26 protein-coding genes, 1 tRNA gene and 1 other RNA gene are annotated in these 26939 nt (G+C 64.8%); 19 read left to right on the top strand and 9 right to left on the bottom strand.

The annotated features are described in order from the left end of the window. Positions 1–182: 182 nt before the first annotated feature. The 4 genes from dxs to ROE7235_RS05655 all read left to right on the top strand — a co-directional run bounded on the left by dxs (position 183) and on the right by ROE7235_RS05655 (position 5353). The gene (gene dxs / locus ROE7235_RS05670; RefSeq protein ID WP_121093702.1) at positions 183–2105 is read left to right on the top strand and encodes a 1-deoxy-D-xylulose-5-phosphate synthase; all 1923 of its coding nucleotides are present in this window, start codon (positions 183–185) and stop codon (positions 2103–2105) included. Between the two features lie 36 nt (positions 2106–2141). Further along, positions 2142–2960 carry a helix-hairpin-helix domain-containing protein gene (locus ROE7235_RS05665; RefSeq protein WP_121093701.1) on the top strand — a complete coding sequence of 273 codons (819 nt, stop codon included), beginning with the start codon at positions 2142–2144 and terminating at the stop codon, positions 2958–2960. A 63-nt stretch (positions 2961–3023) separates the two neighbouring features. After that, positions 3024–4127: an AAA family ATPase gene (locus ROE7235_RS05660; protein ID WP_121093700.1), complete on the top strand. Its 1104-nt coding sequence runs from the start codon at positions 3024–3026 to the stop codon at positions 4125–4127. After that, positions 4124–5353, top strand: coding sequence for a vWA domain-containing protein (locus tag ROE7235_RS05655; protein ID WP_121093699.1), 1230 nt, complete (start codon positions 4124–4126; stop codon positions 5351–5353). Before ROE7235_RS05660 ends, ROE7235_RS05655 begins: the two co-directional genes overlap by 4 nt. Here the strand turns inward: ROE7235_RS05655 and ROE7235_RS05650 are convergent. Then, complete coding sequence (locus ROE7235_RS05650) at positions 5339–6025, bottom strand: hypothetical protein (protein ID WP_121093698.1); 687 nt, start codon at positions 6023–6025, stop codon at positions 5339–5341. The two genes, ROE7235_RS05655 and ROE7235_RS05650, sit on opposite strands and share 15 nt — an antisense overlap. Positions 6026–6071: 46 nt before the next feature. Here ROE7235_RS05650 and ROE7235_RS05645 point away from each other — a divergent pair, with 46 nt between their 5' ends. Further along, entirely contained in the window at positions 6072–6341 is a 270-nt protein-coding gene (locus tag ROE7235_RS05645) for a sulfurtransferase TusA family protein (protein ID WP_245963886.1), read from the top strand. Here ROE7235_RS05645 and ROE7235_RS05640 read toward each other — a convergent pair. Continuing rightward, positions 6338–7321 (bottom strand): GlxA family transcriptional regulator, encoded by a 984-nt coding sequence (locus ROE7235_RS05640; RefSeq protein ID WP_121093777.1) that lies wholly within the window; start codon positions 7319–7321, stop codon positions 6338–6340. The two genes, ROE7235_RS05645 and ROE7235_RS05640, sit on opposite strands and share 4 nt — an antisense overlap. Positions 7322–7465: 144 nt before the next feature. On the opposite strand from ROE7235_RS05640, the gene ROE7235_RS05635 reads away from it, so the two are divergent. After that, a complete protein-coding gene (locus ROE7235_RS05635; protein ID WP_121093697.1) occupies positions 7466–8833 on the top strand; it encodes a class II 3-deoxy-7-phosphoheptulonate synthase in 1368 nt (455 codons plus the stop codon). Positions 8834–8886: 53 nt separating this feature from the next. Here the strand turns inward: ROE7235_RS05635 and ROE7235_RS05630 are convergent, their stop codons facing one another. Both ROE7235_RS05630 and ROE7235_RS05625 read right to left on the bottom strand, forming a co-directional pair. Then, the gene (locus tag ROE7235_RS05630) at positions 8887–9687 is read right to left on the bottom strand and encodes an inositol monophosphatase family protein (protein WP_121093696.1); all 801 of its coding nucleotides are present in this window, start codon (positions 9685–9687) and stop codon (positions 8887–8889) included. A gap of 71 nt (positions 9688–9758) precedes the next feature. Beyond that, positions 9759–10847 carry an ABC transporter ATP-binding protein gene (locus tag ROE7235_RS05625; protein WP_245963885.1) on the bottom strand — a complete coding sequence of 363 codons (1089 nt, stop codon included), beginning with the start codon at positions 10845–10847 and terminating at the stop codon, positions 9759–9761. Positions 10848–11002: 155 nt separating this feature from the next. Between ROE7235_RS05625 and deoC the strand changes: the two genes are divergently transcribed. Together deoC and ROE7235_RS05615 are read left to right on the top strand one after the other, a co-directional pair. After that, positions 11003–11947 (top strand): deoxyribose-phosphate aldolase, encoded by a 945-nt coding sequence (gene deoC / locus ROE7235_RS05620; protein WP_121093695.1) that lies wholly within the window; start codon positions 11003–11005, stop codon positions 11945–11947. 10 nt (positions 11948–11957) lie between these two features. Further along, entirely contained in the window at positions 11958–14246 is a 2289-nt protein-coding gene (locus ROE7235_RS05615; RefSeq protein WP_121093775.1) for an aldehyde dehydrogenase family protein, read from the top strand. Positions 14247–14281: 35 nt separating this feature from the next. Here the strand turns inward: ROE7235_RS05615 and ROE7235_RS05610 are convergent, their stop codons facing one another. Beyond that, complete coding sequence (locus ROE7235_RS05610) at positions 14282–15022, bottom strand: dienelactone hydrolase family protein (RefSeq protein WP_121093774.1); 741 nt, start codon at positions 15020–15022, stop codon at positions 14282–14284. A 91-nt stretch (positions 15023–15113) separates the two neighbouring features. Continuing rightward, complete coding sequence (locus ROE7235_RS05605) at positions 15114–15743, bottom strand: GcrA family cell cycle regulator (protein ID WP_121093694.1); 630 nt, start codon at positions 15741–15743, stop codon at positions 15114–15116. A gap of 159 nt (positions 15744–15902) precedes the next feature. Between ROE7235_RS05605 and ROE7235_RS05600 the strand changes: the two genes are divergently transcribed. Both ROE7235_RS05600 and ROE7235_RS05595 read left to right on the top strand, forming a co-directional pair. Beyond that, positions 15903–16706 carry an ABC transporter permease gene (locus tag ROE7235_RS05600; RefSeq protein WP_370743482.1) on the top strand — a complete coding sequence of 268 codons (804 nt, stop codon included), beginning with the start codon at positions 15903–15905 and terminating at the stop codon, positions 16704–16706. Between the two features lie 53 nt (positions 16707–16759). Further along, entirely contained in the window at positions 16760–17155 is a 396-nt protein-coding gene (locus tag ROE7235_RS05595) for a c-type cytochrome (protein ID WP_121093693.1), read from the top strand. Positions 17156–17201: 46 nt separating this feature from the next. On the opposite strand, the gene ggt is transcribed toward ROE7235_RS05595, so the two are convergent. Continuing rightward, entirely contained in the window at positions 17202–18995 is a 1794-nt protein-coding gene (ggt, locus tag ROE7235_RS05590) for a gamma-glutamyltransferase (protein WP_121093692.1), read from the bottom strand. A 102-nt stretch (positions 18996–19097) separates the two neighbouring features. Continuing rightward, positions 19098–19196, bottom strand: an RNA gene (gene ffs, locus ROE7235_RS05585) — signal recognition particle sRNA small type. A 105-nt stretch (positions 19197–19301) separates the two neighbouring features. Here ffs and ROE7235_RS05580 point away from each other — a divergent pair. Continuing rightward, positions 19302–19931: a TetR/AcrR family transcriptional regulator gene (locus ROE7235_RS05580; protein WP_121093691.1), complete on the top strand. Its 630-nt coding sequence runs from the start codon at positions 19302–19304 to the stop codon at positions 19929–19931. A 145-nt stretch (positions 19932–20076) separates the two neighbouring features. On the opposite strand, the gene ROE7235_RS05575 is transcribed toward ROE7235_RS05580, so the two are convergent. Beyond that, positions 20077–20151, bottom strand: a tRNA-Thr gene (locus ROE7235_RS05575). 85 nt (positions 20152–20236) lie between these two features. Here ROE7235_RS05575 and ROE7235_RS20100 point away from each other — a divergent pair. The 8 genes from ROE7235_RS20100 to pcaD all read left to right on the top strand — a co-directional run bounded on the left by ROE7235_RS20100 (position 20237) and on the right by pcaD (position 26874). Continuing rightward, a complete protein-coding gene (locus ROE7235_RS20100) occupies positions 20237–20404 on the top strand; it encodes a hypothetical protein (RefSeq protein WP_183073336.1) in 168 nt (55 codons plus the stop codon). A 28-nt stretch (positions 20405–20432) separates the two neighbouring features. Then, entirely contained in the window at positions 20433–21701 is a 1269-nt protein-coding gene (gene murA / locus ROE7235_RS05570; protein WP_121093690.1) for a UDP-N-acetylglucosamine 1-carboxyvinyltransferase, read from the top strand. Further along, positions 21698–22177, top strand: coding sequence for a DUF2948 family protein (locus ROE7235_RS05565; protein ID WP_121093689.1), 480 nt, complete (start codon positions 21698–21700; stop codon positions 22175–22177). The genes murA and ROE7235_RS05565 overlap by 4 nt, the downstream gene beginning before the upstream one ends. 22 nt (positions 22178–22199) lie before the next feature. Then, complete coding sequence (gene hisD, locus ROE7235_RS05560; protein ID WP_121093688.1) at positions 22200–23501, top strand: histidinol dehydrogenase; 1302 nt, start codon at positions 22200–22202, stop codon at positions 23499–23501. A gap of 111 nt (positions 23502–23612) precedes the next feature. Continuing rightward, positions 23613–24296 carry a haloacid dehalogenase type II gene (locus tag ROE7235_RS05555; RefSeq protein ID WP_121093687.1) on the top strand — a complete coding sequence of 228 codons (684 nt, stop codon included), beginning with the start codon at positions 23613–23615 and terminating at the stop codon, positions 24294–24296. A 1-nt stretch (position 24297) separates the two neighbouring features. Then, positions 24298–25116, top strand: a complete 819-nt coding sequence (locus ROE7235_RS05550; RefSeq protein WP_121093686.1) for an alpha/beta fold hydrolase — start codon at positions 24298–24300, stop codon at positions 25114–25116. After that, positions 25113–26087 (top strand): threonine ammonia-lyase, encoded by a 975-nt coding sequence (locus tag ROE7235_RS05545; RefSeq protein WP_121093685.1) that lies wholly within the window; start codon positions 25113–25115, stop codon positions 26085–26087. Before ROE7235_RS05550 ends, ROE7235_RS05545 begins: the two co-directional genes overlap by 4 nt. Beyond that, positions 26068–26874, top strand: a complete 807-nt coding sequence (pcaD, locus tag ROE7235_RS05540) for a 3-oxoadipate enol-lactonase (RefSeq protein ID WP_121093684.1) — start codon at positions 26068–26070, stop codon at positions 26872–26874. The genes ROE7235_RS05545 and pcaD overlap by 20 nt, the downstream gene beginning before the upstream one ends. Positions 26875–26939: the final 65 nt, after the last annotated feature.

Below are 26939 nucleotides of genomic sequence, written 5' to 3'. Positions count from 1 at the left end.
GATCGGGGCAGGGCGGTTTGCCCGGCCTGCCCCTCAAAGGGTTCGAGCCATTAGCCGGTTCGAACACGGGCCGTGACGCCCGGTTCCCTTTCCTGTTGGCGACAGGAAACTGGTGCCGTGCGGGCCAAGGGCCCCACGGCACCTTTTTTCGTATAAACCCGCCGCATCGAAAGGGAACCCCCATGGACCACAGCCTTACCCCGCATCTGGACCGTGTTGCAGGCCCCGCCGATATGCGCGCGTTCGATCTGGACGAATTGACCGCGCTGGCCGAAGAGCTGCGCAGCGAAACGATCGAGACTGTCAGCCGCACCGGCGGCCATCTTGGCTCCAGCCTTGGCGTGGTGGAACTGACCGTGGCACTGCACGCGGTGTTCCGCACCCCGTTCGACAAGCTGATCTGGGATGTTTCGCACCAGTGTTACCCGCATAAAATTCTGACCGGCCGACGCCACCGTATGGATACGCTGCGCCAAGAAGGCGGGCTGTCGGGCTTTACCAAACGCAGCGAATCCGCGTTCGACCCGTTCGGCGCGGCGCATAGCTCGACCAGCATTTCAGCGGCGCTTGGCTTCACCATCGGGCGCGATATGGGCCAGCCCACGGGCGATGCGATTGCGGTCATCGGCGACGGCTCCATCACCGCCGGCATGGCGTATGAGGCGCTCAACAACGCCGGGGCCGAGGGGCGGCGGATGTTCGTCATCCTGAATGACAACGACATGTCCATCGCGCCGCCCGTAGGGGCGATGAACAGCTACCTGAACCGCCTGAACGCACCCCATGCGTCGCTGTCCGAGGTGGCGCAGGGTTTCATGGCAGCACTTCCGCAATCCTTGCGCGAACAGGCTTTGGCGGCGCGCGCCCGTGCCTGTGGCGGCCCGCCCGATTCCACCATGTTCGAGCATCTGGGCTTTACCTATATCGGTCCCATCGACGGCCATTCCATGCCCGATCTGCTGGCAACCTTGCGCATGGCCCGCGACCGGGCCGAGGGGCCAGTGCTGATCCATGTGCGCACCGTCAAGGGCAAGGGCTACGCCCCGGCCGAGGCGTCAGGCTGCTGCTATCACGGTGTCTCGAAATTTGACGTGGCCACCGGCGCGCAGGCGAAATCCAAGCCCAACGCGCCCAGCTATACTGGCGTCTTCGGCACTGCCCTGACCGATGCCGCCGCGCGCGACCCCAATATCGTCGCGGTGACGGCGGCGATGCCGGGCGGCACGGGGCTGGACATCATGGCCAAGCGTTTTCCCCGCCGCGTGTTCGACGTGGGCATTGCAGAACAGCACGCCGTGACATTCGCCGCAGGCATGGCGGCGAGCGGGCTGAAACCCTTCTGCGCGATCTATTCCACCTTCCTGCAACGCGGCTATGATCAGGTCGTGCATGACGTGGCGCTCCAAGGCCTGCCCGTGCGCTTTGCCATTGACCGTGCGGGGCTTGTCGGCGCGGATGGCGCGACCCATGCGGGCGCGTTCGACGTGGGCTTCATGACCAACCTTCCGGGCATGGTCGTTATGGGTGCGGGGGACGAGGCCGAACTGGTCCATATGGTTGAGACCTGTGCCGCCTATGACGACGGCCCCATCGCGCTGCGCTACCCGCGCGGCAACGGCGTTGGTGCGCAGATGCCCGAACGCGGCCAAGTGCTCGAAATCGGCAAGGGCCGTATCGTGGCCGAGGGCGAGCATGTCGCCTTCCTGTCCTTCGGCGCGCATTTGGCCGAAGTGCGGCTTGCCGTCGAATCCCTCGCCGCGCGCGGGATCACTTGCACCATTGCCGATGCGCGCTTTGCCAAGCCGCTGGACCACGCCTTGATCGACCAGCTTATGCGCCACCACGCGGCAGTTATCACTGTCGAACAAGGCGCGCAGGGTGGCTTTGGCGCCCAAGTTCTATACTACCTCGCCAATTCCGGGCAGTTGCAAAACGGTGCCGCCTTGCGCACCATGACCTTGGCCGACAGATTTATCGAACAGGCCAGCCCCGAAGTGATGTATGCTCAGGCAGGGCTAAGCGCGCGCGACATTGCCGCGACGGCCTTGCAGGCGCTCGGGCTGGATGCGTTTCCCGCGCAAACCGTGCAGACCCTGCGTGCGTGACTGGTAGCGAATAAAGACAGGAAGGAATTGACCTAGATGGCACATTCGGAATTCAAGAACGCCCCGCCCTTGTTCGGCTGGGCCATTGCGGCAGCGGCAGGCGCGCTGATGTTCGGCGTCTCGCTTGTTGCGCTGGGGATCGGTGCGATCGGATCGGTCGCGATTGGCGTGGTCGTTGCGCTGATCATCGGGCTGATCTTTACGCTTGCCGAGGGCGCGCCGAAATCCGCGTCCACAGCCAAGGCGATGCCCAACACCGCGACACCTGCCGCGCCGACTGCACCCGCGCCGACTGCATCGGCAGCGCCCGCATCGGCACCACCTGCCGCGCCAGCAACCGCAACGCCCGCGCCTAGCACAGCATCGGCCAAGCCGGAGGCACCGGCTGGCAGTGCCACGGCGACAGGCGCTGCGACCGTGGCTGCCGCTGGGGGTGCTACCGCAGCAAGCACCTCGGCAACGGCAAGTGACAGTTCCGCCGCGAAAAACAGCGCCACAGATGCCGACACGCCCAAGGCGCAGCCCAAAGCCGAAAAGGCGCCAGCGCCCGCAGCACCTGCCGATACGTCCGCGCCTGCCGATGCAGCCGCGCCCGAACCGGTCCAGCCCAAGGGTCTGGACGCGCCGATGGGCGACGAGGATGACCTAAAACGCATCAGCGGCGTTGGCCCCGTGCTGGAAGGCAAACTGAACGGGCTTGGTTTTTACCATTTCTGGCAGATCAGCCGCTGGACCCGCGCAGAGGTTGACTGGGTTGATGGCTATCTCAGCTTCAAGGGCCGGATTGATCGCGACAACTGGATAGATCAGGCCACAAAGCTGGCAGAGGACTCGCCGTCCAAACCGCCCGCCTGACGCTTGCCGCACTCTCGTCGCGGGCCATATCTTGGCCCGTGACATCGCGGCAAAGGGCAAGACATGGTCAACGCACCCCCCATCACCACCGGCCGCGCGCTGGACCTGCTTTTGGCCGGGTGGGACGCGCAAGCCTCTGGCGCGCTCACGGCAAGCTGGATGCTGCATGGCCGACCCGGTATTGGCAAAACCGAGGTCGTGCAGATACTTGCGGACCGTATCGGGGCGCGCCTGTATGACCTGCGCCTGACCACCATTGAGCCGCAAGACCTGCGCGGCCTGCCGTTCTTCGATATGGAGCGTCAGCGCACCATCTGGTTCCGGCCAGAGGATTTGCCGGATGACCCCGCCACCCCCTCGGTTCTGTTTCTGGACGAACTGACCGCCGCCGCCCCGCAGCTGCAACCCACCGTTTACGGGCTGTTGCAGGAACGTCGCGTCGGGCCGCACCGCTTGCCCGACAGTTGCATGGTTGTCGCGGCTGGCAACACGGTAGAGGACGGCGCCATCGCTTACGAGATGGGCAGTGCGCTGTCGGACCGCTTGGTGCATCTGAACCTTGTGGCCGAAGCGGGCGACTGGGTGCAGGGCTACGCCGTGCCAATGGGGCTGGACCCTGCCGTGATCGCCTTCATTCGCACGCGCCCAGACCTGCTGGACACGGGAGAGGCTGCGCTGCGCCGGGGCGATATGATCGCCTGCACCCCGCGAAGCTGGGCGCGGGTATCGGCATTGATGCGTGCGCTTCCTGACCGTGCCTTGCGCAACACCGCGATTGCCGGTGTGCTGGGCGAGGCGGTCGCTGCCGAATTCCTGTTGATCGCCGACGAGATCGCGGCCACCGTGCAGTTGGATGATTTGCTGGAGGCGACGACGAAAGAGCGCGCGAGCCTCTACCCGCCTTCGATGCACGGCATGACGGCGCTGATCTACGCGCTGGTGGCGCGGGCGGATGCGGAGAATATGCACCATGTGATTGACATCATGGCCGAGGCGCGCGGCCTGAAGACCGCGCCATTCGACGCTATGCCCTTGGCCGAACTTGGCGCGCACGGGTTCGAGATGTTGATCCGAAAGGCGCTGGACAATGACATGGCCGAGGCGTTTTTGACCTCGCCTGCCTATGCCGCCTATGCCGAGGAGCGGCGCGCAGCAGGGTTGGAATGACGCATTCGGCGCGGGCGACGCGCGCGTTGCAAGCGCTGACAGAGGCCGATCCGGCGCTTGCCGCGCTATCTCTCTGGTGCCAGCACCGCGATGCCGAGCGGCTCGAGGCCGCAGCCGAAACGACTGGCACCACCATTCGCTACGGGCCAGATTTCGCGGCACTGCCTGCGCATGAGCAGACCGGGCTTGCGGGCCATCACATTCTGCATGTGGCCTTGCAGCATTCCGACCGTATGGCGGCGATGGCGGCGCGCATGGGCGACGGGTTCGCGCCCGACCTGTGGCAGATCGCAAGCGATGCTATCGTGAACGAAGCGATTGTGCAGGCCGGTCACGCGCTGCCGCGCCCCGCGCTGACCTTGGCCAAGCTGCTTCAGGCGCTGCATGAACAAGGCGGGTTAAGTGATTGGGATTGCGAACGTCTTTACCGGCGCATGTCTGACAGCCCCGACGGTGCGGGCCGTGCCCGCAAGCAGGCGTCAGAGGATGGACAAAAGACCGACCTGCACCCGGCGGATGGTGGCAGCGGCGGACAGGGCACGGACACTGGCGGCAGCGGGCAGGCCGAATGGCGCGCGCACATGGCGCGGGCCATGGCGGCGGGGGCTGCGGCGGGGTTCGGGCTGGGCATACTGGGACGGCGCATGGCCGATCTGCCGCAGCCGCGCACCCCGTGGGAAGTGGTCTTGCGCCGCTTGCTGGCGCGGGCATCCCTGCACCGCCCCGAACCCGCGCCCCTGCGCCCCGCGCGGGCATGGCTGGCAGGCGCGGGGCGTGCCTTGCAAACAAGCGCGCCCTTGCCGCCGTTCCAGCCGCGCATGCGCTGGCAGGGCAGCGCCCCGCGTATTGTGCTGGCATTGGATTGTTCCGCGTCGCTGGCCGATGACAGCCTGCGCCTGCTGATGGCAGAGGTGCAGGCCGTCGCCTTGCGCGTGCAGGCGTCCTTGCATTTGCTGAGCTTTGATGAGGGGGTGCATCATGACATGCCGCTTGACCCTGCCACCGCGCGCGCGACCTTGCAGGGCTTGGAGTTGCCCCAAGACGGTGGCACCGATTTTCGGCCGGTTGTCGCGCGCGCGGGGGAGTTGGCCCCATCGGCGCTGGTCATCCTGTCGGATATGGACGGACCCATGGGCCCAAAACCGCGCTTCCCGGTCATCTGGGCCGCGCCGCAGCCGGACCCGCCGCAAGCGCCTTTCGGGCATGTGCTGTCACTTGGGGGCTGAGCGCGCGGCCATCATCGCGGCTAGTCGGGCATGTGCGGAGACTTCGCGCGCGTCCAGCCCGACATCATGCAGTGCGATCTTGCGGGCAAGGCCGATCTTTTGCAACCCGGCCTCGGTCAATGGCGGCTGGAACAGCGTGTCCTCGATCAGCGCACGTTCCATGCGGCTCAGGTCCAGTATCTCTGGCCCGTCCTCTGACTGCACAGACACCAGCGACAAGGGGGCGATGCGCAGCATTTCAGATTGCTCGATCACCAGATGCAGGCGCCCGGCCTCTATCCCGCGCCCGGCGGCAATCTTGGTCAGGATGGTGCGCGCGCGGTCGCGCAGCAGGTCCAGCCCGCGCTCTGCCTCTGCCTCTGACACCAGTGCGGCGCGCTGGCCCGGCGGCACACGCAGCAGCCGCGCCTCGACCAGGTAGATCAGGATCAACATCGGGATCGGGGCTTGCGCGATGGCCAGCGCGTATTCGCGCCAGATGAGCGTGGCCACGACAAACGGCATGAGGGCGGCCATGTAGCGCAGAAATTCCACCTCGAACACCAGCCGCGCCCAAAGCGCCAAGCTGCCACTGCGCGGCCACAGTGCTGTGCGCCCCATGAACTTGCGCGGCACGCGGCGGATATGCAGCGCACCCCGGTTGGCCACGGTGGAGCGGGACACAAGGAACATGCGCCATAAGTGCGGCCCTGGCGCGGGCTGTCAAGTTTCGCTTCCCATGGGCGCGGGGCTGCCCTACATCCGGGCCATGGACGGCGATCACATACTCGATGCGCGCGGGCTGCGCTGCCCGTTGCCGGTGCTGCGCGCCCGCAAGGCGCTGCTGGCCCTGCCGCCGGGTGCGGTCCTGCATGTGTTGGCCGATGACCCGGTTGCCGTGGTGGACCTGCCGCATTTCTGCGCAGAGGCGGGACATGACCTGCTGGAACAGGCAGATCAGGACCGCGCGCAACGCTATATTATCCGGCGTGGGCCAAAGGCGCGTTAGTCGCTTTCCCCATGCGCGCCGCGTTCGCGGTAGGGCGTGGTATCGTAATGCGCGCGGTAGCATTTCGAGAAATGCGACGGCGATGTGAATCCCGCGGCAAGCGCTACATTGATGACGCTCATATCGGTCTGCATTAGCAAGTTGCGCGCGCGCTCCAGCCGCAATTCCATGTAATACCGCTTTGGGCTACGGTTCAGATAGCGACGGAACAGCCGTTCCAACTGGCGGGTGGACATGTCCACGGCCTCTGCCAGATCGGATGGGCTGATCGGGTCTTCGATATGGCTTTCCATAATCTCGATGACCCGCGCCAGCTTGGGATGGCGCACGCCAATGCGCGCCGGGATCGACAGGCGCTGCGTGTCACGGTTGGTGCGGATCGACGAATACACAAGCTGGTCGGCCACGGAATTGGCCAGATCGCTGCCATGCGCCGAAGCGATCAGCGACAGGGTCATGTCAAGCGAGGCGATACCGCCCGCTGCCGTGACCCGCGCGCCATCGACCACAAAGACCGAGCGTGACAAATCCACTTCGGGAAAATCCTCTGCCATGGCGTTGAAGTTTTCCCAGTGGATGGTCGCGCGCTTTCCGTCCAACAACCCGGCCTTGGCCAGCGCCCAAGACGCGGTGCAGATGCCGCTGATACGGTTGCCGTAGCGCGCCCGCTTGCGCAGCCATGACAGCACGCCAGAGCTGGTTGCGCGTTGCACATCAACCCCGCCACATACCACGATCAGGCTGTCGCCCGGCAGGTCGTCCAGCTTTGCGGTCACAGTAATCTCGGTGCCGTTCGAACAGGTTACCGACCCGCCGCGTTCACTGACCAACTGCCATGTATACAGGGTGCGCCCGCTGATCCGGTTGGCCAGCCGCAACGGTTCGATGGCAGAGGAAAACGCAAGCAGCGTGAAGCGGTCAAGCAGCAAAAACGCCACATGGGCCGGGGCTGTCTGGCTGGATGGCTGGGGCTTGGTCATGTCGCGGCCTGCGTTGAAGTTGCGCGACACAATCAGGTTTCATTTTCCCGCGCAAGAGCAAACGCATTTGCATGCGCGGGGCGGCTTTTGTATAGGGACGGCAAAGCGCGGCGTGGTTGCGCAATCAGAGACCCGGAGGGCATTATGATACAAGGCTGGACGAAATCCTCATGGCGGCAAAAGCCGCGCATCCAGATGCCCGATTATCCGGATGCAGACGCATTGGCGCAGGTCGAGGGGCGTCTGTCCAGCTACCCGCCCCTGGTGTTCGCCGGTGAAGCGCGCGCGCTCAAGCGCAAACTGGGGGCTGCGGCACGCGGCGAAGCGTTCCTGCTGCAAGGTGGCGATTGCGCCGAAAGTTTTGCTGAGTTCAACGCCGACAGCATTCGCGACACGTTCAAGGTGCTGTTGCAGATGGCGATCGTGCTGACCTATGGCGCGAAAGTGCCGGTGGTGAAAGTGGGCCGCATGGCGGGCCAGTTCGCCAAGCCGCGCTCCTCGGGTATGGAAACCGTGGGCGGGGTGGAGCTGCCCAGCTACCGGGGCGACATCATCAACGGGTTCGATTTCACGCCAGAGGCGCGCATCCCCGACCCCGCGCGCATGTTGCAGGCCTATACCCAAGCGGCGGCCAGCCTGAACCTGCTGCGCGCCTTTTCGACCGGCGGCTATGCAGATATGCACCGCGTGCATTCCTGGACCTTGGGCTTTGCCGATGGCGACAAGGCCGAGCGGTATCGCGAAATGACCAGCCGGATCTCGGACACGCTGGACTTTCTGACGGCGGCGGGGATCACATCGGAGACCAGCCGCGATCTGGCGACGGTGGATTTCTACACCAGCCACGAGGCCCTGCTGCTGGAATACGAGGAAGCGCTGTGCCGGATCGATTCGACCAGCGGGCAGAATATTGCAGGCTCCGGCCATCTGGTCTGGATCGGCGACCGCACGCGCCAGCCAGACGGCGCGCATGTCGAATTCTGCCGGGGCGTGCAAAACCCGATCGGGCTGAAATGCGGCCCCTCGCTGACGGCAGATGACCTGAAAGTGCTGCTGGCCAAGCTGAACCCCGAAAACGAGGCCGGACGTCTGACCCTGATCGCGCGCTTTGGTGCGGGGCAGGTGGGCGACCATCTGCCAAGGTTGGTCAAGGCTGTGCAGGAAGAGGGTGCGAATGTGCTTTGGACCTGTGATCCGATGCATGGCAATGTCATCAAATCCTCGACCGGCTACAAGACCCGGCCGTTCGAATCCATCCTGCGCGAAGTGCGCGAGTTTTTCGCGGTCCATAATGCCGAGGGCACCATCCCCGGCGGTGTGCATTTCGAAATGACGGGCAAGGACGTGACCGAATGCACGGGCGGTCTGCACGCTGTCAGCGACGAAGACCTGTCGCAGCGGTATCACACCGCATGCGACCCGCGTCTGAACGCCAGCCAGTCACTGGAACTGGCCTTTTTGGTGGCCGAAGAACTGGTCGGGCGGCGCGAAAAGCTGGCTGCTGCCATGTAAGTTAGCGCGCATCGGGCTTGCGGCCCGATGCGCCACAGGCCGATTGCGCGCCCTCAGCCTTGGGTCGGGCGCGTGCGGATGACTTTCGCGAAGCGATCAAAAATCTCGGCATTGGCGGCGATCACTTCGCCGCGCTCGAATATTCCGGCACCCTCGCGGATCGGGCCGGTAAACCCGCCCGCCTCTCGCACCAGAAGCAACCCGGCGGCCATGTCCCACGCAGACAGCTCGCGCTCCCAGAACCCGTCGAACCGTCCTGCGGCGACATAGGCCAGATCCAGCGAGGCCGCGCCCCAGCGCCGCAGCCCCGCGCAAAGCGGCATAAGCTGCGCCAGATCATGCAGTGTCGCGGGCAAGGTGCGCTTGTTGCCAAAAGGAATGCCGCCCGCGAAAACCGCCTCTGCCAATATGTTGCGGTTTGACACCCGTAAGCGCTGCCCGTTCATGAAGGCACCGGTGCCCTTTTCTGCAATGAACAATTCATCCTTGGCCGGGTCGAACACCACAGCCGAAACGATCTCGCCCTTGAATTCCAGCGCGATGGAGACCGCCCAATGCGGCATCCCGTGCAAGAAATTGGTGGTGCCGTCCAGCGGGTCCACGATCCAGCGGCGGGTCGGGTCTTTGCCTTCTACCGGGTCCGATTCCTCGGCCAGCCAGCCGTAATTCGGGCGCGCTTCGGTCAGGATCTCGCGGATCGCGGCTTCGGCGGCAAGATCCGCGCGGGATACGAAATCGCCCGCAGACTTCGAGGACACTTGCAGGTTTTCAACCTCGCGGAAATCCTTGACCAGCAACCGCCCCGCCTTGCGCGCGGCCTGAATCATAAGGTTAAGATTTGCGCTGCCTTGCATCGTGTCTGCTCCGGTATATGGACTTCGGCGCGCTTTATACCGCTTGGGCGGGGAAGGGAAGCCTTATACCCCTATGCCAGCGGCACAACGCAATCGCAGATCCGCAGCCGGACGCGCTGCCCGACTTCGATGGTCGCACCCGCCCCGGAAATCACCTGCATGCAGCGCTCGCCTTCCTGCACCCAATACAACTGGTCATGCCCTCGAAACTCGCGCCCGACAACGGATGCGGGGCCAGCGGCATCGGCTTCCAGCATGATCTGTTCGGGCCGGACCGACAGCGTCACCGCGCCGTTTGCCGCGCGTGACAGGGGCAGATTGCCGAATTCCGTGGCGACCTCCATGCCGTTCGCATTGCCCGTCAGCAGGTTGGACCGCCCGATGAATGACGCAACGAAAGCCGAGACGGGGTAGCGGTAAATCTCGTCCGGGGTGCCGATCTGGACAATGCGCCCCGCCTCCATCACCGCAATGCGGTCGGCTACGGCCATCGCCTCTTCCTGATCATGGGTCACGATAATACCCGCAGCGCCAGTCTGTTTCAGCAGTTTGCGCACCTCTTGGCGGGTGTCCACGCGCATGGCGGCGTCAAGGTTCGAAAACGGCTCGTCCATAAGCACCAGCGGCGGGGCCATGGCCAGCGTGCGCGCCAGCGCCACGCGCTGTTGTTGCCCGCCTGACAATTCATGCGGGCGGCGCCCTGCCAGCCCGTCCAGCCCGACCATGCGCAGCATCTGCGCTGCGCGGTCCGTCGCTTGCGCGCGGGTCATCTTGCGCAGCCCGAATTTCACATTGTCCAGAACCGTCAGATGCGGAAAAAGCGCGTAGTCCTGAAACACGAACCCGATGCCGCGCGCTTCGGGGGCGGCATCGGTAATATCCTGCCCGCGCAGGCTGACATGGCCTGAATCCGGCACCTCGAACCCGCCGATCATGCGTAGGGTGGTGGTCTTGCCGCAGCCGGATGGGCCCAGCAGCGCCAGCATCTCGCCCTCGCCCAGATCGAAGCTCGCGCGCTCCACCGCAGGGGCGTCACCGGTGGCAAATTTCTTGCGCAAACGGTCGACCGTCAAAAGCACGTTTTTTGGCGCGGGCTGATACCCAAGCGGCGTGGCATCCGCTGGCATCTTGAAGCTGAGCGATTTCGGCAGCGTGTTCATGTCCCGACACTCCTTGCGGGGGGTGAAACCCAAGCGCCTTTGTCGGATATGCCGATTGCGCGCGAAGGTCAACTGTCAGAGCGCCCCTGAAAAGGGCATTGCCCGTGATCCGCTACGCAGCCATAGTGTGGGCAATTCGCAAGAGCAGGCAGCAAATGGACCACCCCGACAACCCCGCACTTCCGCTAGACACAGATCTATTTCATGCGGTGAACCGCCCTGCGGCGGAGCGGCGCGCGGCCTCGCTTGTGGCGCGCCGGTCGATCAAGGGTGCGCATCAGGCGGCGTGGTTGCTCAACGCCATAGCCTGCATGGACCTCACGACACTTGCTGGGGATGACACCCCGGACCGCGTGCGCCGCCTGTGTGGCAAGGCGCGCAGGCCGCTGGCCGATCATATCATGGCCGGATTGGGGCTGGACGACATGCCGCGCACGGGCGCGGTGTGCGTTTATCCCACCATGGTCAGTGCGGCTGTGCAGGCGCTCGACGGCTCTGGCATTCCCGTGGCATCTGTGGCGACAGGTTTTCCGGCGGGGCTGATGCCGCTTGACCTGCGCTTGGCAGAGATCCGCTATGCCGTAGAACAGGGCGCGCAGGAAATCGACATCGTCATCACCCGCGCGCATGTGCTGGGCGGTGATTGGACGGCCCTGTATGACGAGATCGCGGCCATGAAAGACGCCTGCGGCGCGGCCCATATGAAAGCGATCCTTGCCACCGGCGATCTGGTCACGCTGAGCAATGTCTATGCCGCGTCCATCGTCGCGATGCAGGCGGGCGCGGATTTCATCAAGACCTCTACCGGCAAGGAAGGGGTCAACGCCACCTTGCCCGTGGGCCTGACCATGTGCCGTGCGATCCGCGATCACCGCGCCGCCACCGGCAATATCGTGGGGTTCAAGCCCGCGGGCGGCATGAAAACCGCAAAAGACGCGCTGAACTGGCAGGTGCTGATGCGCGAGGAGCTGGGGCGCGACTGGCTGCGACCGGGTCTGTTCCGGTTGGGGGCGTCGTCCATGCTGGGCGATATAGAGCGCCAGTTGGAACACCATGTCACCGGGCGCTACGCCGCCAGCCACCGCCACGCGCTGGCCTGAAAGGGTTACGATGACCACAATACCGGAGAATTTGGAAACCATGGCCTATGGTCCCGCCCCTGAAAGCACCTCTGCGGCCCGCGACTGGCTGGCGAAGGGGCCATTCGGCCTGTTCATCGGCGGCGCATTCACCGCAGCGGGCGCGCCGTTGGAAACCCGCGATCCGGCCCGCGACGAGGTGTTGGCACAGGTCACAATGGCTGGCGAAGCCGATGTCGATGCGGCGGTGCAAGCCGCGCGCGCGGCCCAACCCGCATGGGAGGGCGATCCGCAGCGCCGCGCCCGCGTGCTCTATGCGCTGGCACGGCAAATCCAGAAGCGCGAACGCCTGTTCGCGGTGCTGGAGGCGTTGGACAATGGAAAACCCATCCGAGAGACGCGCGACATAGACGTGCCCTTGGTCGCGCGCCATTTCACCCACCACGCAGGCTGGGCCGCGCTGTTGGCAGACGAATTCCCCGATACGCGCGCGCATGGCGTTTGCGGCCAGATCATTCCGTGGAACTTTCCACTGCTGATGCTGTCGTGGAAGATCGCACCGGCCTTGGCGGCGGGCAATACGGTGGTGCTGAAACCCGCCGAGGACACACCGCTGACCGCGCTGCTCTTCGCCGAAATCTGCGCAGAGGCAGGCGTGCCCCCCGGCGTCGTCAACATAGTCACCGGCGACGGGGATACGGGCGCGGCTCTGGTCGCGCATCCTGGCATTGACAAGATTGCTTTCACCGGCTCGACAGAGGTGGGGCAGGTCATACGCCGCGCAACCGCTGGTACGGGCAAGGCGCTGACGCTGGAGCTTGGTGGCAAATCGCCCTTCATCGTGATGGGGGATGCCGATCTGGATGCCGCCGTTGAAGGCGTGGTCGATGCGGTCTGGTTCAATCAGGGAGAGGTCTGCTGCGCGGGCACGCGGATCTTGGTGGCTGAAAGCGTGGCCGACCGTTTTCGCACCTTGCTGAAGGCCCGCATGGCCAGCCTGCGCGTGGGCAACCCGCTGGACAAATCGACCGATATTGGCGCGATCGTGAACCCGCGCCAACTGGCCCGCATCCGCGATCTGGTGGCCCAAGGGGTGGCCGCAGGGGCGGTCGCGCATGAAGGCACCGCGCCTGAAGGCTGCTTTTGCTCGCCGATCCTGCTGGATGAGGTGTCGCCCGCAAGCCCTTGTGTTTCAGAGGAAATATTCGGCCCAGTCGTGACGCTTCAAACCTTTCGCACCCCGCCAGAGGCGGTGGATCTGGCCAATGCCACGCGCTATGGGCTGGCCGCGAGCATCTGGTCGGAAAACCTGACTGTTGCCATGGACTTGGCAGCACAAGTTAAAGCGGGTGTTGTCTGGATAAATGCGACAAACCTGTTCGACGCCAATGCGCCTTTCGGCGGCATGCGCGCGTCAGGCTTTGGCCGCGAAGGCGCACGCGAGGGGATGGCGGCCTATTTGCGCAAAGGCACGCCCGTCGCGGGACAGACACCGCCCGCGATTGACCCGCGCCCAGCAACGGGCACGCCCGACGGGCTGGACCGGACGCAAAAGCTGTATATCGGCGGCGCGCAAAAGCGTGCGGATGGCGGCACAAGCTGGTCTGTGATGGCAGGCGATACGCGACTGGGCCATGCGCCCTTTGGCAACCGCAAGGACATTCGCAACGCGGTCGAAGCCGCGCAGAAGGCTGGCGGATGGACCAAGATGAGCGGCCATCAACGCGCGCAAGTGCTGTATTTTCTGGCCGAAACGCTGGATCATCAGCGCAGCGCCCTTGCAGCGCAGGTCGACCAGGCCGAGATCGACGCCAGCATTGCCCGCACGCTGTATTATGCCGCGTGGGCGGACAAGCTGTCGGGGGCCGTGCACAACACCCAAAGCGCGCATGTGACATTGGCCATGCGCGAGGCATTTGGCGTGATCGGGCTGGTCTGCGGTGAAGAGGCGCCGCTTCTGGGCGCGCTGTCGTTGATCCTGCCTGCGATTGCCATGGGCAACCGCGTGGTGGTCGTGCCGTCGCAAACCAACCCACTTGCGGCGTTGGAATTGGGCCCGCTACTCGGGGCGTCTGATGTGCCAAGCGGCGTTGTGAACATTGTGTCCGGTCCGGTCGTGGACTTGGCGCAGGTATTGGCCGCGCATGACGATGTTGCGGCGATGGCAATTTCGCAGCCCGCGATTGCCGACAGGGTCGAGCGTGAAAGCGCGGGCAACCTGAAGCCAGTCTGGCACGCGCCAGCCGTGGACGGGCAGGGGCGCGACTGGCTGGAAGCGATGGTTCAGATCAAGACCATCTGGGTGCCATACGGGGCCTGAAACGGGGGCGAACAACGCCGCCCCCGTGTGTCTTTTCAGAACCGCGCGGCCAGAAACTCGCGGAATGCGGCTTGTGCGCCCGCGTTTGCGTCCGGATCCCAGTCATTCGAGCCCGGCACCGTGAAGGAATGCCGCGCGCCGCCGAAAATGCGGGCTTCATGTGCGACGCCTGCGGATTGCAGCTCGTCCATGAGCGCGGCCAGATCGGCCATGCCAGAAACTGGATCGGCAGAGCCGTGCAGAACCATCACCGGCGCGGGTGTTTCGGAGTAATCCTGCCCCTCTGGCGTGCCAAGCCCGCCGTGGAAGCTGACGAAACCGGCCATATCCATGCCCGCACGCGCGGCTTCCAGCGTCGCCGCACCGCCAAAGCAATAGCCCGCGATCACCATCGCGCCCGTGCCCTCAAGTGCTGCGGCGGCCTCTGCACCGGCCATGATGCGACCGCGAAATTCTTCGCGGTCGGCGTAAAGTGCGCCAGTTTCGCGACGGTAATCCTCGAAGCCTTCCAGCACCGCATCGGTCCCGAACAGGTCAAGCGCCACGGCAATATAGCCATCGGCGGCGAGCGCATCGGCCTGCGTGCGTTCGTGTTCGGTCAGACCGTCCCAGTCATGCACCAGCAGCACTGTGCCACGGGCCGTGCCATCCGGGGTCGCGACGTAGCCCTCGAAGCTGCGGTCGCCATGGGTGTAGGGCATCGGATCTGCCAGCGCGGGGGCTGCCAAAAGCCCGAGCGCCAGAGCCGTCGTCGAGAGTTTCGCTGTATTGGTCATATTATGCTCCTTCCCTATGAACATGAGAGGGAGTGTAGTGCGGTGCTGTGCAAAGTCAGCCTTGCACAGCACTTGTGCGATATTGCAGCCCTCAGCGTTTGCGGTCGCGCCGCGTGCTCATGGGTTGGAACGCCACGCTTACATGCGCTTCGCAATAGGGTTTGCCAGCTTTCACGGGCAGGCCACAGAACCAGAAATCGCTGGTCGCCGGGTCGCCAATGGGCCATTTGCACGTGCGTTCCGTCAGTTCCAGCAGCGACAGTTTCATCGCGGTCTTCTCGACCTCGCGCACCGTGGCCAAAGCTTCGGGGTCAATCTCGTTGGCCGAGGGCTGCGGTGGCAATGGCTGGCCCGCAGGAATGATCGGTTTGGGCGTGTAGGTCGGGGCGGCCTCTTCTTCGACCGGCGCGGCCGTCTCGGCGGGTTCTGGCGCGGGCTCTGGCGCTGGTTTGGGCTTTGCCCGCTCGGCCTTGACCTGTGCCAGATCAACGACTGGCGCCGCCGTGCCCGGAGCCTCTGGTTCGGGTACAGGCGCCTGGGGTGCCGCCGGCGCTTCCGCCGCTGTTTCCGGCCCGTTGCGGTTGGACAAGCCCAGCCGGTGCACCTTGCCGATGACTGCGTTGCGCGTCACACCGCCCAGTTCCTTGGCGATGGTAGAGGCCGAATGCCCCTCGTTCCACATTTTCTTGAGCAGATCGACCCGCTCATCTGTCCATGACATGGCAGACCCCTTGTCTGGAAGAAGCCCGCAAGCTTCCCCTTGGAATTGTCTTGCCCCAAGTTTAGAGGCGGTAGGGTGAAATACAAGCCGCGCGGCCTAATTACAATGCGCGATCAACGCAAGCCGAGCGAACAGAGCAGGAAGGAACCGAAAATGGACATGGCGGGATTTCGCGACATGGGCGCACGCCGCTTCGGGCGGGTCAACTGGCTGGGGCTGGGCGCGCTTGCAAAGCGAGAAATCATGCGGTTTCTGGTGGTCTGGACACAAACACTGGCTGCGCCACTGGTAACGGCGGGCTTGTTTCTGGCGGTGTTCACGCTGGCGATTGGTCCGATGCGCGGTGACGTGATGGGTGTGCCCTTCATCAGCTTTCTGGCGCCGGGCATCCTGATGATGACGATCATCCAGAACGCCTTTGCCAACAGTTCTTCCTCAATCGTGATTTCGAAGGTGCAGGGCAATATCGTCGACACACTCATGCCGCCATTGTCGGGCGGCGAGCTGGTGCTTGGCTATATGGCGGGCGGCGTTGTGCGCGGGCTGATGGTCGGTGTGGTCATTCTGGCTGCAGAGGCGGTTGTGCTGGGCCAAGGCGTAGCGCATCCGGTATGGCTACTGGTTTTCGTGACCCTTGGTGCGGCGTTGCTATCGGCGGTGGGCATCGCGGCGGGTATCTTGTCGAACAAGTTCGACCAGATCGCGGCCATCACAAATTTCATCGTCGTGCCGCTTTCGTTCCTGTCGGGCACATTCTATTCCACCTCGGCGCTTCCGCCGGTGATGGCTACGCTCAGCCACGCCAACCCGGTGTTCTACCTGATCGACGGGGCACGCTTTGGCATGATCGGGCAATCCGATGCCTCGCCCTGGCTGGGGCTGGTTGTCGTGCTTGCGGCGCTTGCAGCGGTCATGGCGCTGTGCTGGCAGTGGTTTCGGAAAGGTTACCGGATGAAACCCTGAACGCGCTTGCGCAGGTGTCGCGGCGTGTTACCCTGCACCAAAAGGTAGAGCGGATGAAATTACTTGCCCTGATAGCCCTTGTGTTCGGATCGGCTGGCGCGGCGCTGGCCAATGATCCGCAATGGCCCGATTGCCGCACCTGCCATCAGGTCGCGGCCCCCGATGGCACGGTTCTGGCGCGCGGTGGGCGCGCAGGTCCGAACCTGTATGGCGTCGCCGGACGGGCTTTGGCCGCTGATCCGAATTTTCGGCTGTATTCCGATGGGTTGCAGGCCGCGGCCGCAACCGGAGCGCGCTGGACTCCGGCAAATTTTAACGCCTATCTGGCCGGCCCCGACCAGTTTCTGCGCAGCCTGACGGGCGATGCGAGCATCGAAAGCGGGATGCATGTGGCGTTGGGCGGCGACCCGTCGGCGCTGTATCAATGGCTGGACGACCTCGCCGACTGAGAACCGGGGCGCGCTTGAGCGTCGCCCCGATCCGGGTCAAGCGGTGCTACTCGCCCAGCGCGATCCCCTCGCGGCGCGGGTCCGCGCCGCCCTGCAACCCGTTGCCGATCGCAATCGCCTGCAAGCCAGAGGTCAGCGGTGTGACGCGCGTTTGGTAGCCCAATTCGCCCAATGGTGCCTCCAGCTCTGTCGCCCAAGTGTCTGCTTCCAGCGCATAGGTGCCAAAACTGTTGACCAGATGCGGCATCGACACAGCCGCTTGCACATCCATCCCCCAATCCAGATGCGCGATGATCGCTTGCGCGGTATAGCCGATGATCGTCGCACCGCCGGGGCTGCCGATGGCCAGTACCGGCGCACCGTCCTCCAGCACGATGGTGGGCGACATGCTGGAGCGGGGGCGCTTGCCCGGCTCCACGCGGTTGGCAATCGGGTAGCCGCCCGAATGCGTGCGGAAGGAAAAATCGGTCAACTCGTTATTCAGCAGGAACCCGCGCGTGAACAGGCGCGAGCCAAACCCGCTCTCGATGGTGGTGGTCATGGACAGCAAATTGCCGGACCCGTCGACAATGCTGATATGCGAAGTGGCGGGACGTTCCACGCCGGTATCATCGCCCCACAGGATCGCATGGTCCCAATCTGGTTCGCCGGGGCTGACCTCTGGCAAGGCGTCATCCCCGCGCAACACCTCGGCCCGAGCGGCCAGATAGGCGCGGTCGGTCAGCCCCTTCTCCGGCACCGGCACGAAATCGGAATCTGCCAGATAGCGGCCCCGGTCGGCAAAGGCGAGCCGCGTTGCATCGCCCATCAGCCGGCGCGTGTCGGGGCTGCGCGGGTCCATGGCAGGTATGTCGAAATTCTCCAACATCCCAAGAATTTGCGCCACGGCCACGGCCCCGGAAGAGGGCGGACCCATGCCGCAGACATCGCGGCCCCGATAGGTATAGCAGACTGGCGGGCGCTCTATCACCCGGTAGCGCGCCATATCGGTCAGCGACAGCAGGCCGGGCAGGGTGTCTGTGCGGGTGGCCGCGACAATATCGGCGGCAATGTCACCGGTGTAGAAAGCCTGCGCCCCACCGGATGCAATTTGGCGTAAGGTGTCGGCATAGGCGGCATTGACAAGCGTATCGCCTGCGGCAACCGGCGTTCCACCGGGCAGGAAATAGGCGGCGGTGTCTGGGAACACTGCAAGCGTTTCCTGAGCGCCAGCAACCGAGTCGGCCATGCGGGGCGAGACGGTGAAGCCTGCTTCGGCCAGCGCGATCGCATCCTCGAACAGGCCCGCCCAGTTGGCACGGCCCCAACGGCGATGGGCCTCTTCCATCAGGCGCGGTGTGCCGGGTGTGCCGACCGACCGGCCAGAGACAACGGTGCTGCGAAAATCCAGCGGTTCGCCGCTTTCGGTCTGGAAATAGCGCGGATCGGCGTCCAGCGGTGCGGTTTCGCGCCCGTCCAGCGTGGTCAGCGAACCCGTTTCCGCGTCAAACCAGACCAGAAATGCCCCGCCACCAAGCCCGGAGGATTGCGGCTCTACCAGCCCCAGAACGGCTTGCACCGCGACCATCGCATCGGCCGCACTGCCACCCGCGCGCAGTATTTTCGCGCCCGCCTCTACCGCCAAGGGGTTGGCGGCCGCGACCATCCAGTTCTCCGCCGCAACACTGTCGCCCGCCGCTTTGGACGCCAGCGCCGCGCGCCCGGCATCGGACAGGCCGGGAAAGGCCATTGCCACATCGGTCGCGATTTCCGGCGCGACCATGTCAGAGTTTTGTTGCGCCATCGCAGGGGCCGCCATGAGCAGTGCCGCCCAAAACGGTGTCAGGATATGTCGTATCATAGCTGTCCTCCACAGCAGGGACGCGCCGCGCGCCGGACTGTAACCAAGCGTAACGCGCGTTGGGCGGGCCTGTCACCCGCTACCTGATTTGCGTTGAAGGAAAGGTGAGAGACTGGACATCGACCCAGACGGAAAATGCTGCGGCTGCTTCCTTCCGGACCTGACCGGGTTGGCAAGGCGTCTGCCCGCGCCAGCCTCTCGACCGCTGATTTAGTCAGTTCGCCCGCCCGATGCAACCCTGCGCCGATAGGCCAATGTCACAAAACCCGTTTTCCCTTGGCAGGTTTCCCCGCTACAAGGCTGATCATGGCAAAGCGCGGCTATCATCACGGCAATCTGAAACAGGCGTTGGTCGAGGCCGCGACGACGCTGATTGCGGATCGTGGGCCGCAGGGCTTTACCATGGCAGAAGCGGCCAAGCTGGCCGATGTCTCTGCCGCTGCCCCTTATCGCCATTTCACGGGCCGCGAAGAGCTGATCACCGAATTAGCGCGGCAGGGGTTTATCTTGTTCGCGGACCTGCTGGAATACGCCTACAAGGATGGCCAGCCTTCGCCGCTTGCCGCGTTCGAGGCGGTGGGCCGCGCCTATCTGGCCTTTGCGCGCGCGCATCCCGGCCATTATGTCGCGATGTTCGAATCCGGCATCTCGCCGCGTGCAACATCCGATCTGGCAAACGCATCCGCGCGCGCGAATGCCGTTTTGTTGCGGGCTGCTGCCGACCTGTCGGCCCGTATCCCCGACGCGCAGCGCCCCCCGACAGAGATGTTCGCGGCGCATATATCCGCCATGAGCCACGGAATTGTCGAGCTATATGCCCGCGGCACACCGGGGGCCCGCGCCCCGTTTTCACCCGAAGACCTGCTGGAATCGGGCATCGGTATCTATCTGCGCGGATTGGGTTTGCTGGGGCCGGATGACGAACCGCGCGGCTAGCGGCGCAAGGCGCGTCCCGGGCTTGACCCGGGACCTCTTGGCCCAGAGGCCCCGGCTCGGGGCCGGGGCGGAACGCGCCAAGCCCGCGAGATGCGTGCGGCCGCCCATGTCAAAGGATGGCTGCTGTGTCGCGCATGACGGAAACTGGTGCTGCTGGACAGGATTGAACTGTCGACCTCTCCCTTACCAAGGGAGTGCTCTACCACTGAGCTACAGCAGCAACATGGCGCGCTGAGTAGTCCGAAATTTTCAGGCGTGCAACCCCTATCTGGACGCATTTTCAAACTTGGGCTAACACTTGCGCCATGAGCAATTCCACGCCAGAAAAACCGTCCAAACCACCCGCAGCGCAGGATCGGCGCGCGGCGCGGTTGAAAGCCGCGCTGAAAGCGAATATCGCCAAGCGCAAGGCACAGGCACGGGCCAGAGATACAGAACCAAGGTCCGATACGGACGACAACCATGACGCATAGTCAAAGCGTGTAACAAGGGGCAGAGTGTATGGATTCGATCGTCGTAAGGGGCAATGGCCCGCTGAATGGGCATATCCCGATTGCGGGGGCCAAGAATGCCTGCCTGACGTTGATGCCCGCGACGCTTCTGACTGATCAGCCGCTGACCCTGACAAACGCGCCGCGCCTGTCGGATATTCGCACCATGTCAGAGCTTCTGGAATCGCTCGGCGCCGAAGTGGCCGGGCTGCAAGGCGGGCAGGTTCTGGCGCTGTCGAGCCACAACCTGACCAGCCACCGCGCCGATTATGACATCGTGCGCAAGATGCGCGCGTCCATTCTGGTGCTTGGCCCGATGCTGGCGCGGGACGGGCATGCGACCGTGTCGCTGCCCGGCGGCTGCGCGATTGGCGCACGACCCGTAGACCTTCATCTGCGCGCGCTGGAAGCGCTTGGTGCCGAGTTGGACCTGCGCGACGGCTATGTCCACGCGAAAGCGCCGGGCGGGCTGAAAGGTGCGCGGTTCGAATTTCCCATCGTGTCGGTCGGGGCGACTGAGAACGCGCTGATGGCGGCAACGCTGGCCAAGGGCACCACCATACTGGAGAACGCCGCCCGAGAGCCGGAAATCGTGGACCTTGCGCATTGTCTGCAACGCATGGGCGCGCAGATCACGGGCGAGGGAACCTCGACCATCACGATCGAGGGTGTGAACAGCCTTGGTGGGGCCACCCACCCGGTTGTGACCGACCGGATCGAGCTTGGCACCTACATGCTGGCGCCTGCCATTGCGGGCGGGACGGTCGAATGCCTTGGCGGACGGCTGGATCTGGTGCAAGCGTTTGTGAACAAGCTGGAACAGGCCGGGGTCGAAGTGGAACAGACCGCGCGCGGGCTGAAGGTCACGCGCCATGTCGACCGCTTGCGCGCGGTCGATGTGACGACCGAACCATTCCCCGGCTTTCCGACCGATCTGCAAGCGCAGTTCATGGCGGCGATGTGCACCGCGGGTGGTGTGTCGGTTCTGGACGAAAAGATTTTCGAGAACCGCTTCATGCACGCGCCCGAACTGATGCGGATGGGCGCAAAGATCGAAGTGCAGGGTGGCACGGCGCATGTCACGGGCGTCGAAAAGCTGCGCGGCGCGCCGGTGATGGCGACCGATCTGCGCGCCTCTGTATCGCTTATTCTGGCGGGGCTTGCCGCAGAGGGCGAAACTACCGTCGCCCGCGTCTACCATCTGGATCGCGGCTATGAGCGGGTCGAGGAAAAGCTGGGCGCCTGCGGGGCGATGATCGAACGGGTCTACGGCAAATGACGGGTGATGCGCGGTTCGAGGATGGGGCAGACCAGCCCGTGCGGCTTGCCGCGCTGGACGCCGAAGATTTGCGCGTCATCTCAGCCTTGGCGCAGGATTCGGTGCTGACCGGGCCGGACCTGACCTATGACGCCCCACGCCGCCGCTTTGCCCTTCTGATTAACCGCTTCCGTTGGGAAGACCGCGACCGTGCCGCAAAAGCGGGCGATTATGAACGCGTGCGCAGCCTGCTTGTGGTGCATGACGTGCTGGCCGTGGCGCGCCAAGGCATTGACCCCACCGATAAGGATGCCGTGCTGTCGCTTCTGGCGGTGGAGTTCACCGCCGGCCCAGATGGCACGGGCGATATCACGCTGGTCTTTGCGGGTGACGGCGCGGTTAAGCTGTCGGTTGAATGCGTCGATGTCGTGCTATCTGACGTCACGCGCCCCTACCGTGCGCCGGCGCGCCGCGCGCCGGACCATAAAATCGACTAGCCAAGACCGAATAGGACGAACCATGCCTGTGTTCCTGAACGCAAATGCGCCCGATTTCGAGGCGTCTTTCACCGCGCTGCTATCGGCCAAGCGCGAAGAGGCGGTCGATGTGGACGACACGGTCGCGGCGATCATTGCTGATGTGCGCGCACGCGGCGATGCCGCCGTGATCGAGCTGACGGCGAAATTCGACAGGCTGGACCTGACGCCCGAGACTTTGGCGTTCTCTCGCGCAGAAATTGCAGCGGAAATCGCCAAAGTGCCAAGCGAAGAGCGCGCGGCGCTGGAACTGGCCGCCGCACGCATTCGGGCCTATCATGATCGCCAGCGGCCAGAGGATGCGCGCTGGACCGACGCCACCGGCGCGGAACTCGGCTGGCGCTGGGGGCCGGTTGCGGCCGCGGGGCTTTATGTGCCAGGCGGGCTGGCAAGCTACCCGTCGTCGGTGCTGATGAACGCGATCCCCGCACAGGTCGCGGGGGTGGAGCGCTTGGTCATTTGTGCACCCACACCCGGCGGTGTGGTCAACCCGCTGGTGTTGCTGGCCGCACACATTGCCGGCGTCGACACCGTCTATCGCATAGGCGGCGCGCAGGCCGTGGCAGCGATGGCTTACGGGACCGAGACGATTGCGCCTGTCGACAAGATCACCGGGCCGGGCAATGCCTATGTCGCCGCGGCCAAGCGCCGCGTCTTTGGGCGTGTGGGCATCGACATGATCGCAGGCCCGTCAGAGATTCTGGTGATCGCGGACAAGGACAATGATCCCGAGTGGATCGCGCTCGACCTGCTCAGCCAAGCCGAACACGACGAATCCGCGCAATCCATCCTGATCACCACGGATGAAGGCTTTGGCCGCGCGGTCGCGGCGGCAGTCGACACACGTCTGGAAACACTGGAACGCCGCGCAATCGCGGGCCCAAGCTGGCGGGACTATGGCGCGGTGATCGTGGTCGAGGATCTGGCACAAGCCGCCGTTCTGTCGGACCGGATCGCGCCCGAGCATCTGGAACTGTGCGTGGCCGACCCCGACGCGCTATTAGCGCAGATCAAACACGCGGGCGCGGTGTTTCTGGGGCAGTGGACGCCAGAGGCGATTGGCGATTACGCGGGTGGGCCGAACCATGTGCTGCCCACCGCGCGCTCTGCACGGTTCTCCAGCGGGCTGTCTGTGCTTGATTTCATGAAACGCACCACGCTTGCGAAAATGACACCCGAGGCTTTGCGCGCTATTGGCCCCGCCGCCGAACGCTTGGCAATCAGCGAGAGCCTGGAGGCGCATGGGCTAAGCGTGCGTGCGCGGCTGGACAAGTTGAACCGCTGATCGCGGCGCGAATGGCCCGCGCCGGACTATGAGTATTTTTGGCAAGATGAAGGGCAGGGGCTTTCCTTGCGTCTGTCCGCGTGCAAGGTTTCTGGAAAAAGGGGGCTTTGCATGGTCGCGCTCTGCGTGTTTGACGCTTACGGAACCTTGTTCGATGTGGATGCCGCCGCCCGCGCGGCCTCTGCGGAGCCGGGTGGCGCTGCGTTGGCGGATATCTGGCCGGGCCTGTCGGGCGACTGGCGGCGCAAGCAGTTGGAATATACGTGGCTGCGCAGCTTGGCGGGTGCGCATGCCGATTTCTGGCAGGTTACGCAAGACTCGCTTGATTGGGCGCTAGAGGCCGCAAGGGTTGACGACCCACGCCTGCGTGCGCGCTTGTTGGACCTTTACCGCAGTCTTGACGCGTTCCCGGAGGTTCCCGAGGTCTTGCGCGGTTTGCAAGCGCAGGGGATGCGCCTGGCGATCCTGTCGAATGGGAGTGCTGCCATGTTGGCAGAGGCTGTGGACTCGGCCGGTCTGTCAGAGATGTTTGACGCGGTCCTGTCGGTGGATGACGTGGGCGTGTTCAAGCCCGCGCCTGCGGTGTATGACATGGTCGGTGCGCGCTTCGGCTGCGCGGCGCAGGAGGTGCTGTTCGTGTCCTCGAACGGTTGGGATATCTGTTCGGGCGCGGCCTACGGGTTTCGCACCCTCTGGGTGAACCGCGCGAATGCGCCCGTGGACCGGCTGCACGGCGCGCCGGAATACCTGGCCAGCGACCTGCGCGCCTTGCCCGACCTGACCCGGAGCCTGTAGCATGCCGTTTTTCACTGCGCCCGACGGGGCAGAACTGCATTACACCGACGAGGGGCATGGCCGCCCCTTGCTGTGCTTGGCCGGTCTGACCCGCAACGGGTCTGATTTCGACTATATGGCCCCGCATCTGCCACCCCTGAGGCTGATCCGGCTGGATTATCGCGGACGCGGGCGGTCGCAATGGACCGGCGCCGACACCTATACCGTGATGCAGGAAGGCGCCGATGTGCTGGCGCTGCTGGACCATCTGGGGCTGGAACAGGTGGCGCTGCTTGGCACCTCTCGCGGGGGGCTGATCGGGATGTATCTGGCGGCCATCGCCAAGGACCGGCTGCGCGGGCTGTGCCTGAACGATATCGGCCCCGTCATTGAGTCCGAGGGGCTGGACCGCATCGACGCCTATATCGGGCGCAACCCCGGTGCGCGCAGCCATGGCGAGGCGGCGCTGGCCCTGGCACGCGCCATGCCTGAATTCGAGGTGCCCGCCAGCCGTTGGGCCAGCGAGGCGCGCAAGCATTTCACGGCCTCTGACCAAGGGTTGCAGATCAATTACGACCCTGCGCTGCGCGAGGCTTATCTGGCCGCGCGCGCGGGCGGGGCAGGCGATCTGTGGCCTATGTTCGCGGCCTGCGACGGCTTGCCCCTCGCCTGCATTCGCGGCGCGAATTCCGCGCTGTTGAGCAGTGCCACCCTGTCGGAAATGATCCGCCTGCGCCCCGATATGGTTGTCGAGGAAGTGCCCGGACGTGGTCATGTGCCCTTCCTGGACGAACCCGAATCGTTGCGCGCGATCAGCACCTGGTTAGGGATGTGCTTATGAATATCGAGATGATCGACGCCGCGGCCACCCGTATTGTGGGCCATGCGCAGCTCACGCCGCTTCTGTCCTCGCCGTTTCTGGATGCGGTTGCCGGGCGGCGGGTTCTGGTCAAGGCGGAGTGCCTGCAACACACCGGCAGCTTCAAATATCGCGGTGCGCGGGCGGCCCTGACCGCTTTGCCGAAAGGCACCAAGGGTGTGCTGGCCTGCTCCTCTGGCAACCACGCGCAGGGCGTGGCGCGGGCGGCAGCCGAATTGGGGCTGGCGGCGGTGATCCTGATGCCCGCCGATGCGCCGCGCATAAAGCTGGAGAATACGGCAGCGCTGGGGGCAGAGGTCGTCACCTATGACCGCACCACCACGGACCGCGATGCCATGGCGGCAGAGCTGGCAGAGGCGCGCGGGCTGGACCTGATCCTGCCTTTTGACAACGCGCAGGTGATCGCGGGGCAAGGCACTGTCGGGCTGGAAATTGCCGCCCAGGCCGGGGTTTCTGAGGCCGATGTACTTGTGTGCTGCGGCGGCGGCGGGCTGACGGCAGGTGTGGCGCTCGCGCTCGAGGCGCGCGCGCCCGGCCTGCGCGTACGCCCCGTCGAGCCGGAGGGGTTCGAGGATGTTGCGCAGTCGCTGGTGGCGGGCCGGATCATCACCAACCCCGCGCGCGCCGGGCTGTGCGATGCAGTCCTGACCCCCGCGCCCGGCAAACTGCCCTTTCCGATTTTGCAACGGCTGTGTGGTCCCGGTCTGGTCGTGACCGACACGCAGGTTCTGGCCGCCATGGCGCTGGCGCAAGACCGTCTGAAACTGGTGTTGGAACCGGGCGGCGCTGTCGCATTGGCCGCCGCGCTGTTCCTGCCGGACGCGGTTGCAGGCGACACCGTGATTGCGGTCGCGACCGGCGGCAATGTCGACCGAGAGGTGTTCATCCGTGCGTTGACCGAGGGCGCAAGCCATGCCAACCGCGCAGCTTGAGGACATATCGCTTTACTACGAGCTGACCGGGCCGGAGACAGGCCTGCCGCTGGTGCTGTCCAATTCGCTCGGCTGCACGCTCGAAATGTGGGATCCGCTGCTGCCGCATCTGCCCGAAGGCTTGCGGATCTTGCGTTATGACCGGCGCGGGCATGGCCGCTCCGGCGTGCCCAAGCCGCCCTATTCCATGGGCCAGCTTGTGCGCGACACTGAACAACTGTTGGACCATCTGGCGCTTGAGCGCTGTGTGTTTCTGGGCCTCAGCATTGGCGGCATGGTGGCGCAGGGGCTGGCGGTCAAACGCCCCGACCTGTTGCGCGCGTTGATCCTGTCGAACACGGCCGCGCGCATCGCCACCGCCGAAATCTGGCGCGACCGCGCAGCGACCGCCCGCGTGCAGGGGCTAGGGGCCTTGGCCGATGCCACGATGGAACGCTGGTTCACGCCGCGGTTCCGCGCAACGCCCGAGGTCGCGGCATGGCGCGCCATGTTCGCTGATACCCCGCTCGACGGTTGGACCGGATGCGCGCAGGCCATCGCGGGCACCGATTTCTACACCACCACGGCCATGCTTCGCTTGCCGACGCTTGGGATCGCGGGCGACCATGACGGCTCCACCCCGCCCGATCTGGTGCGCGAGACGACCGATCTTGTCGCGGGGTCAGAGTTTGCACTTATCCACCGCGCGGGCCATCTGCCGCATGTCGAACAGCCTGCGGACTACGCAAGGACGGTTGCGGATTTCTTGGCCCGTCACGACCTTCATCTTGCCCCAAATACTCACTAGTGCCGCATGGCCAAGGCAGCACGCGGCCAAAGACGTAAAAACCCGTTTCCCTTCGCAACGCCCCC

The organism is Roseinatronobacter ekhonensis (genome assembly GCF_900499075.1).
GTDB lineage: Bacteria > Pseudomonadota > Alphaproteobacteria > Rhodobacterales > Rhodobacteraceae > Roseinatronobacter > Roseinatronobacter ekhonensis.
The sequence above is the reverse complement of the archived record's forward strand: the minus strand, read 5'-3'. Positions and strand labels throughout refer to the sequence as shown.